At 47.0% G+C, this 6,477-nt stretch carries 5 protein-coding genes; all 5 read right to left on the reverse strand.

What is annotated here, in order from left to right:
- The coding region (locus tag L976_RS20865) for a DUF1318 domain-containing protein (protein WP_156143270.1) at positions 1–179 on the reverse strand (179 nt) is incomplete at its 3' end.
- Between the two features lie 24 nt (positions 180–203).
- Complete coding sequence (locus tag L976_RS20870; protein WP_011072131.1) at positions 204–404, reverse strand: YnbE family lipoprotein; 201 nt, start codon at positions 402–404, stop codon at positions 204–206.
- A 12-nt stretch (positions 405–416) separates the two neighbouring features.
- Entirely contained in the window at positions 417–3,665 is a 3,249-nt protein-coding gene (locus L976_RS20875) for a YdbH domain-containing protein (protein ID WP_047539751.1), read from the reverse strand.
- Positions 3,666–3,886: 221 nt separating this feature from the next.
- On the reverse strand, positions 3,887–5,074 hold the full coding sequence (locus L976_RS20880; RefSeq protein ID WP_037417893.1) for an aromatic amino acid transport family protein: 1,188 nt from the start codon (positions 5,072–5,074) through the stop codon (positions 3,887–3,889).
- A 666-nt stretch (positions 5,075–5,740) separates the two neighbouring features.
- Positions 5,741–6,376, reverse strand: coding sequence for a bifunctional phosphoribosyl-AMP cyclohydrolase/phosphoribosyl-ATP diphosphatase HisIE (gene hisIE, locus L976_RS20885; RefSeq protein WP_047539753.1), 636 nt, complete (start codon positions 6,374–6,376; stop codon positions 5,741–5,743).
- Between the last annotated feature and the right edge of the window lie 101 nt (positions 6,377–6,477).

A 6,477-nucleotide genomic window follows, 5' to 3' on the forward strand; every position in this document is an offset into this window, starting at 1 on the left:
TTGGCATCGCTATTATTTTGCACTAGACCTAAATAGCCATTGAGTTGCTCACCTAAGTAACCTTGGGATTTGGCTTCCTGCAATGACATGGCAAAGGCGTTTAAGCTGAATAAACTCAGGCCGAGCAACAGGAGTAATGTTGGCTTTTGTAGCAGGGTCTTGAGTGACATTGATTTCATCGTATATTCCTTAATTCTTTGTGATTAGAACAACTTATCATCTGACAGAAGCTGGTCTAGCTCCTTGTCCACTTTGATTTTTATCTCGTGTTCAATTTTCACATTGAGATTAATCACAATCGGTTTATCCGGCGGCTCAATTTTTACTGTAGGCGCACAGCCTTGCAATGTGCCCAGTAGCAGCAATGCACCTAAACTGACTTGCTGTAATTGAATGATCTTCACTGAGGGTTCCTTTTACTTCACGGATTTTTCGATTCTATCCTGCAGATCGTTACCAATCTGAAGGCTCCTGAATAATTGCAGCATGTTCTCTTCATGAGAGTAATTCAAGTGGATAGGGCGTTCAATCCCTTTGCTGCGACCTTTGACTTCCACTAATAGGTTGGCATCGCCAGTTTGATCCATATCGAAACTACTGGATAACTGGCTGTATTCTAAGTGTTCGAGTGCCGAAAATACAAAGTCGAGATAAGGTTGTGATTGGCGCATTTGATCGACCGCCGGATTGCCAGATATGGCAATTAAACCGCCTGGGGCGCGGGCCGCTAATTGGCCGCCGCTGATCGACACTTTACCATCGACTAAGTCCACGGGTAACACGCCATCGAATATGCCATCGGCATAGATGCCTATTTGGGGTTGAATTCGCAGTACTTCTTCAAGATTCATGCCCTGCAATAATAGATAGGCGTGGGATTTCTCTTGCAATTTTAAATTAAAATCAGGGAGTAAGAACAGGCCGCTCAATACTTTACCCTTGGCGGTCATCGACACGTCGGTATCACTTAAACCCGTGAGTTGTTGCAACCAATTGTCGGGAAGCTTCTCTGCATCTTTGCCTAGGACAATATCGGCCTCTACTTCGATATCGGTCAAGGGGAAGCCGGGATCAAACAAGTTAAAGTTTATCATAGTCTGCGGGCAGTTCAGTCGGCTTAAACTGCTGAAATAGCCTGACGCTTGCGGCGTTTTATAGGATTGCCCCCAAGTGAACTCGCATTGGGCCTGTAATTTACCGCCCTCGAAGAGAATGTCTTTGTAAAAACCTTCAAGCTCGGTCATCGATTGGGTAATTTGCATCGCAAATTGGGTTTGTTCGGGCTGATGTGTCAGCTTAAATTGTGCCTGTAATTGGTTATGCCCGGTCATATTAAACTCAGCGGGTAACGGCTGGGTTTGATTAAGCAAAGATAGTGCCTCTGTCATGCTGGTATCGACAACCCACTGGCCAGTTAACAGCAGTGGCAAGTTTGCATTGGCGAACTGCAATTGGTGATGGCTTTGTAGTTGAACATTGCCGACTTGCCAGTGTTCATCGCCGATAAGCGTGCTATTTTTCCAATGTAAATCTTGCACTAGGGCTAAGCTATCCAGCTTAAGCACAGTTTGTTTACGTGTACGTCCCTTTGTCGAGAGCTGCTTTTCAATTGATAACTGTTTGGCTTGCCAGTGGAGTGTATTTTTGATTTGGCTCGATTGAATCGCTGTTAAAAAAGGGTCTTGGCTCGAGAAATTCACTGCTACGCCCTGTGATACTCCAAGGGAAACATCCTGCACTGTTATATCGCTGCGGCTACTCAGACTGGTTTTCGTGTTGTTATTTAAGGCCTGCGTTTGGTGTTGTGCATGGGTATTGGTTATTGCAAGTGTTTCTACCGCTTGGCTAAAACGCAGTTGTGCCAGCGCGAGTGACACTGGGGGCAAGTTTAGCGCAAATTGACTCCCCGCCGCGGTAGTCGCATCCTGTGCTGAAAATGATGTTGAGCTAAATGTGAGTGGAGCCTTGGCGTTTAGTTCAATATTGCCTAAGCCCAACTGGGTTTGTTTATTTTGAGGATCAGATGCTCGAGTTGCCTTATCTAGCTGAATATCCCTAAGCGTTAATTGCAGTGTATCCGTTGACTCAGTAGAGAAGGGCGCTGTCTTAAGTTGCCAATCGATGCCTTGGACTGACTGTTTAAGATCCATCGTTCCGGCAGTTTGCAAAGCGCCAGAGCCCCAATTTAACGCTTGAGGTGCATCTTGCCAGCGCTTGTGTAAGTCAAGGTCACGTAAGTTGAGCGGAGTATTTTGTTGAAGCGCGATGTGCCACTGCGTTTGCAACATCCATGTATCCGACTCTTGGGTTAAGTACTTGTTATTTAAGAGAGTGTTGGAGAGACGAATGTGCGTTTGCAGTTTACTGCCTAAGGTGGATAATTCCACCGCGGGCAAGGTTAACGGCTCATCTGATTTTGCTAATGCATAATGCAGCGGCTCAGTCATCAAGAATGCCAGTCCAATGGGGGACTCGGTGCTTTTAAGCCCTGAGAGTAAAGTGTTAAGCGCTTGATAGTCAATATTATTTAATTGCAAAGAGTGATTTAGGGCATCTAATAACAGCGCTTGTTGCGCGGCATTGGGCGTTAACGCAAGGCTAAAAGGCTCGAGTGTTAGATTCAGTGCTGCTAATGGACCACTGACATTAAACGCCAGTGTTGGTTGTGGTGCTAAGGTGAAGTCTGCAAAATGCGCCAAAGTGACACTCGGCTGGATAAACTGATGGTCACTCTTTATATCGCCCGTCGGGAGCTTGAAAGTACTTTGCGAGACTAACTGACCACTCAGTGTCACGCCAAGCGCTTGCCATTGTTCGTCCCATTGTATCAATTGGCTAAGAATACTGGTTGGCGTTTGGCGTAGGCTAATTTGATGCAGACTCTCAAGCAGCGGCGCTATGTTCAGTTCACTTTTTAACGTCCATTCATCGCTGCCGAGTGTTGCAGCTAAGCTGATAAGCGGCTCGTCTTCATGGCTAAAGGCGGTGGTTAATTGTCCATAATGATTAAGGCTTAGTTTTTCCATCACCAGTTGATAGGCGCTGTGATTGGCTTGCGCTTTTAGCTTCAGTGTGGTTTTACCTATCTCAATTAAGGGTAATGAGTTGATGTTTAGCGCTATTGCGGGCGTTTGTTCATCGGCAATGTTGGGGCTTCGCTCAAAGAGTGATTGACCGAGCTCCACTTCAATCTCACCTGTACTAATGCGTTTGATTTTTTGGCTCAAGACATCAAGCTGGGCCAACTGGAGTAGTTCTGCAATACTTTGGGGCCAGCTTAATGCCAGTTGAATATCGAGATTTTTTACCACTAAGTGCGAGTCATGCACGCGCAGGTTGGCTGAACTGACTTGCCAATGTGCTAAGCCCATTTTTCCTAAGCGAATATCGGTCAGCTCACTGTCCATGCCGCTTAAGGCATAATTGGCGGCACGCAGAATAAGGGTTTCGGTCTCACTATTGACAATCCATACAGTAAGCGCAATACCCGCTAACATACTTGCCACTGTGGTGGCGATAAGGCTTTGTTTGACGCGCTTTTTGATTGTTGTTTTGCGTCTAGGCACGCCAGTTCCTACCGCTTGGGAATGTGACGTAGCAGCCGAGCTTGCCTGCGGTGCGGGTTCGGCGCTAGCCTTTTTCAGTGGTATTGGCGTCTTAACCATGTGAGTCGAATATCATCCTTATCATCAATGCGCTGTCATTCACTCTAGTGCTGGCGATTGGAATACCAGCGATAAAGGGGCGTGGGATGAACGCCAGTTTAACACTCCACTACGTGGCTGACTAATTTTGCGATGGGTCTTGCTATGGGCAAATGAGGTTGAGTGCCTACTCAATCATCTTGATTTTACAGGCACTTATTCTGTAGTGACCTAAACCGATGTTAACCGAATAATTGGGCGCCAATGACGGCAAGGCCTGACACGAGTGCAAGCACTAAGCCTAATGTTCCCCCTGCGACGCGGTAGCCTTGGGGAAGATTGGCGTTATCCCGTTGTTTTCTTTGTACCCATACCATGGAAACAGGTAAAAAAATCGCGAGGATCACTAGGGCAATTGCCGCATAACCTAGTGCGGTAATAAATCCCTGTGGGTAAAAAAGGGCAAAGCCTAATGGCGGCACAAAAGTGATCGCCGCGGTAATACTGCGACCCGTCGCATTATCTTCTTGCCTTAAGTTGGCGGCTATAAAGTCAAATAGACCTAGGCTAACCCCTAAAAAGGAGGTTGCCAGCGCCAGATCGGCAAACACACTGATCGCTGAGCTTAAGGATTGACTGTGCAGTACACTGGCTAACTGATTGATAAAGCCTGAAAGACTCTGATTTGTCATCAGTTGGCTTTGGCTGAGCACGCCTTGGCTGCCCAGTTGCCACAGCAGGTAAATCAGCAGCGGTAATGCCGAGCCGAGCAACATGATTTTGCGCAGGCTGTTAACCTCAACGCCTAAGTAGCGCACCACGGATGGAATCGAACCATGAAAACCAAACGAGGTAAAAATCACTGGGATGGCCGACACGATAAGCCCTTGCTCCAGCGGCAATTCGAGTAAATGTGTGCCTTCCACCTGCGGCAGTAATAACGCCAGCATCAAGATCAACGCAATGATTTTTAAGCTAAAGAGCAGGCGGTTAATTAAATCGACGCAGTGGGTGCCTAAGCCCACAATCGTACCAACTAGGAGGGTAAATAAGATGGCGCCCGCCTGTGGCGGCAGTGCTAACCCTAACCAAGTGCTGAGCTTTTGATTGACTTGCTCACCGCCGCCTGCGATGTAGGCGGCGCACAGGGCGTAGAGTAAAAACATTAACGCGATACTGGCAACCACTTGGCCCTTAGCGCCCAAAAGCGTGCGGGCTAATTGGTTGAGGCTGGCATCACTCGGGGCAAATTGATGGATTTCGACCATAAGTAGGGCGGTGTAGGCCATCAATGCCCAGAGGATTAGCATAATCATGCTCGATACACCAAAACCGAGTCCTGCTGAGGCGATGGGGAGTGCGAGCATGCCCGCGCCAATGGTGGTGCCTGCGATCAGCAGCAAACTGCCGAAAAATTTATTTTGTGTCATAACTTACGCTCAAACGTCTTAATGAATGGCTCGAATATCTCAGCTAAAAGAGATAAAGGCTTAAGCAGAATGGCGGCGCGATACGGCGGCTGAGAGTAGTACTTGTGTGAGTACAAAGCATTGGGATCGTGGCGCAATCTGCGGATCGTTGGGGATATGGCCACAATGGAAGGTCAGGCGAGTGTGCCTATCTATGCCATTGCGGCTACAGATAGGGATAATAAGCTGTTGTAATACACATAAAACGCGCCTTTGATTGGGGTTAATTCGACACTTAAATTACATCTAATGACTTAATCACATCTAATTGCTTGGTCACATCACATAACGAAGGCAATTCGGCCTGTTTTTAAAATTTGTCTTAAATGTTAATAAGTTGAGTCAACGCCTCGATGCAGGTATCGAGTACGCTGGCTACGATAGGCAGTTAAGATGTACTTGTCAACCATTACAACAGTATTTTGCTGATTTTTTGTCAATTACGGTGTGATGGCTGATGAGAAACTGTGCGGTTTTAGGATTCACTATTTTGGGGGGGAAGGGTTTTAAGGCGCATGATAGAGCGTGGGATGTGGTGTTGGCTAACACTGCGTAAATAGAAGGTTGTCTGCCGCAGACCAAAAAGGCTTGCGGCAGATACTGGTGCAGTAGTGCTTAGTTTTTAGCTTATTTTTGCAGTGCTTTTTGATGGCGAGCGAGTAGATTAGCCGTGATATCACTTAAGCTCAGTTGTTGATCTTCAAGTAGCACTAATAAGTGGTACATGAGATCTGATGCCTCATTAATCAGCTCTTCTTTATCGTGAGTCGCAGCGGCCAGCGCGGTTTCTAGTCCTTCTTCACCGACCTTTTGGGCGATGCGTTTGGTGCCGCGCGCAAATAAGGAGGCGGTGTAGCTCGATTCTGGACTTTGCCCTTTACGTGAGGCGATAAGCTCGGCCAGATTGTTTAAAAACGGGTGAGCTTGGCCATCGAGCCAGCAGCTTTCGGTGCCTTTATGGCAGGTTGGGCCATTGGGCAACACCTGTACCAACAGGCTGTCGTTATCACAGTCTTTATCGATGGCAACCAATTTGAGGGTATGACCTGAGGTTTCTCCCTTGGTCCATAAACGTTGCTTAGAGCGGCTAAAAAACGTCACATCACCTGTTGCCAGAGTTTGTTCCAGCGCGGCTTTATCCATATACCCGAGCATTAATACCTTGCCTGATAAGTGGTTTTGGATAACAGCAGGGATAAGCCCATCCTGTTTGTCCCAATCCAGCTCGCTCAAATCTGACTTAGTGTTTGTTTGCGTTGACATAGTATTCACTCTTAATCTATTTGTAGAACCTAGAACCTAGAACCTAGAACCTAGAACCTAGAACCTAGAACCTAGAACCTAGAACCTAGAACCTAGAACCT

It is taken from the genome of Shewanella sp. ZOR0012 (assembly GCF_000798835.1).
Taxonomy (GTDB): Bacteria; Pseudomonadota; Gammaproteobacteria; order Enterobacterales; family Shewanellaceae; genus Shewanella; species Shewanella xiamenensis.

Bases quoted from the DNA above. Each gene is read 5' to 3' on its own strand.
- L976_RS20875 (WP_047539751.1), bottom strand. From the start codon at position 3,665: ATGGTTAAGACGCCAATACCACTGAAAAAGGCTAGCGCCGAACCCGCA.
- L976_RS20880 (WP_037417893.1), bottom strand. From the start codon at position 5,074: ATGACACAAAATAAATTTTTCGGCAGTTTGCTGCTGATCGCAGGCACC.
- hisIE (WP_047539753.1), bottom strand. From the start codon at position 6,376: ATGTCAACGCAAACAAACACTAAGTCAGATTTGAGCGAGCTGGATTGG.